The sequence below is a fragment of the Streptomyces sp. MK37H genome (genome assembly GCF_018035285.1).
In the GTDB taxonomy this organism is placed as follows: domain Bacteria; phylum Actinomycetota; class Actinomycetes; order Streptomycetales; family Streptomycetaceae; genus Streptomyces; species Streptomyces endocoffeicus.
Window position 1 is genome coordinate 1 of the sequence record NZ_JAAAYH010000740.1, and the last position, 2,377, is coordinate 2,377.

Annotated in this window: 3 protein-coding genes; 1 reads left to right on the top strand and 2 read right to left on the bottom strand. The window is 71.4% G+C overall.

Annotated features, from left to right (window positions below; all coding sequences use genetic code 11):
• Positions 1–340, bottom strand: a 340-nt coding sequence (locus GWI24_RS43420) for a TSUP family transporter (RefSeq protein ID WP_210951519.1), incomplete at its 3' end; no start/stop codon positions are given.
• A 134-nt stretch (positions 341–474) separates the two neighbouring features.
• Positions 475–1,197 (bottom strand): DUF4232 domain-containing protein, encoded by a 723-nt coding sequence (locus tag GWI24_RS43425; protein WP_210951520.1) that lies wholly within the window; start codon positions 1,195–1,197, stop codon positions 475–477.
• 313 nt (positions 1,198–1,510) lie between these two features.
• Here GWI24_RS43425 and GWI24_RS43430 point away from each other — a divergent pair.
• A partial coding sequence (locus GWI24_RS43430) for a serine/threonine-protein kinase (protein WP_247617705.1) occupies positions 1,511–2,377 on the top strand: 867 nt, incomplete at its 3' end.

Below are 2,377 nucleotides of genomic sequence, written 5' to 3' on the forward strand. Positions count from 1 at the left end.
GTACCGAGCCGAGGGCGATCAGCCACGGTACGACGGCCTCGAAGGCGGAGGACGGGGTGCCCAGCAGCAGGGCGGCCCCGACTGCACCGCCCAGTGCCGCGATGGCGGCGAGCCGGAGGAGGCGGTCGCGCTGGCCGCGGAGTTCGACGCGGGATCCGGCCGCGGTGCCGACGGTGTTGGAGAACAGCGCCACCGTGTTGGTCACATTCGCGGCCACCGGCGGCAGTCCTACCGCCAGCAGCGCCGGATAGCTGAACAGCGAGGCCAGCCCCGCGATCGAACCAGCGAGCCCGGAGGCCACACCGGCCGACACCAGCAGCGCCGCGGAGCCGATGCCCATCCGTTCCCCACCCTGTGCCTGTGCCCTGTGCGCCGCTTCGGCGGCGCCGCTTCATCCTCCAGGGAGAGCTGTCTTCCATGCAAGACGGTGTTCATGTATATGGACAGCGGAGGCACAGGGTGCTTATGCGCGTGTTACCAGGTCAGGGCGGTCTGCGCGTCCGTCTGCCAGTACGTGACCTGCGCCGCGCTGTCGACGTAGACCGAGCCGCCGGGCAGTTCGACCGGCTTGGGGTCCTCGCTGCCGTCGATGAAGACCTCGAGCGAGTCGACCTTGCCGCCCTCGTCACCCGAGCCGTCCGCCGCGGAGGTGGTGATGCCCGCGTAGGCGCTCTCGCCCGGGGCGAGCATGACCACGGCCTGCGGCTTGCTGTCCTCGTTCACCGGGGTGGCGGCCTGCGCGTCGGCGCCGAACTTCAGACCCGGGTAGCCGACCAGCTTGCAGTCCACGCCGGCCTTGTTGGTCGCCTTGAGCAGCATGTGGTTGACGGGGCTCTTGACGTTCTGGACGGTGATGGCCGTCTTGTTGATGTCGCAGTCGCCGACCGGCTCGGACTCGGAGCCGCCCCCGGACTTCTGGACCTGCGACTTCGCGTCCTTGACGCCCGCGGCGCCCTCCTTGCCGCCCTGGTTCCCCTTGCCGGCCTGGTTCTCCTTGCCGGCCTCAGCCTTGCCCGCGCCCTGTTCGTCCGTGGAGGACGAGGGGGCCGTGGCCGACGAGTTCGCCTTGCCCGCGTTGTCGGAGCCTCCGTCTCCGCCCCCGCCGCACGCAGCGGTCACGCTCAGAGCGGCAGCGGCCACGATGGAGGCCGCGATCGTACGGACGGTGCGGCCGCGGCGGTAAGCGGTGACGTTCATGGCGGGGTCCCCCAATGGGTCGGCGGTCCGGCCGGTGTTCCGCACCGGCCCTCGGTACGGCTATGAGCCTTCCGTGGTCCGCTGGCGTATCACTGCCGTCCCGACACCGTTCCGCTAACGCGCCGCTAACGGAACTTCCCCGTCCACACCGGCCCGTTCGCCCTCGCGCGCCACCGCGGCGCACGTCACCGTTCCGCCACGTCCTGGGCCGCATGGTCCGCCGAGGCCCCGGCCGACCTAATGTAGGTCTCCGGTAGGGCCGTTCGAGACGCGAAAAAACAGCGCGGGAGAGGCGCGGGAGAGGGGATCGGCGATGCCGCTGGCCACCGGGGATCCGGAATCCATAGGCGGCTACGCCCTGCTCGACCGGCTCGGGGCGGGCGGCATGGGCGTCGTCTATCTCGGGCGTGCGGCCTCGGGGCGGCAGGTCGCGATCAAGCTGGTCCATGAGCAGTACGCGCAGGACGAGGAGTTCCGCACCCGCTTCCGGCAGGAGGTCGCGGCGGCGCGCCGGGTGAGCGGGGCGTTCACCGCCCCCGTCGTGGACGCCGATCCGGAGGCCGACCGGCCGTGGATGGCCACCCTGTACGTACCGGGGCAGACCCTCTCCGAGGTGGTACGGAGGAACGGCCCCTTGAGCGGGCGGGAGTTGCGGACGCTCGGCCTCGGGCTGGTCGAGGCGCTGCGCGACATCCACCGGGCCGGGGTGGTGCACCGGGACCTGAAACCCGCCAACATCCTGATGGCCGAGGACGGTCCGCGCGTCATCGACTTCGGCATCTCCCGCGCCGTCGACAGCCAGACGCTCACCGTCACCATCGGGCGGGTGCTCGGGACCCCGCCGTTCATGTCGCCGGAGCAGCTGCGCAGCCCTCGGGACGTCACGGGGGCGTCGGACGTCTTCTCGCTGGGCTCGCTGCTGGTGTACGCGGCGCGGGGCAGCAGTCCGTTCGAGTCCGACAGCCCCTATCTGTCGGGCTACCAGGTGATGTACGAGCATCCGACGCTGGAGGGGGTCCCGGAACCGCTGCGGCCCGTCGCCGAACGCTGTCTGGCCAAGGAGCCGGAGGCCCGGCCGGAGCTGGACGAGCTGCATCGCATGCTGCGCGAGCTGTCGGATTTCCCGGCGGCTTCCCCGTCGGCGGCCGACAGCTCCGCAACGGCCCACGGGCCCGGGCCG

Excerpts from the sequence above, each read along its gene's own strand:
- GWI24_RS43425 (WP_210951520.1), bottom strand. The coding sequence starts at position 1,197 with ATGAACGTCACCGCTTACCGCCGCGGCCGCACCGTCCGTACGATCGCG.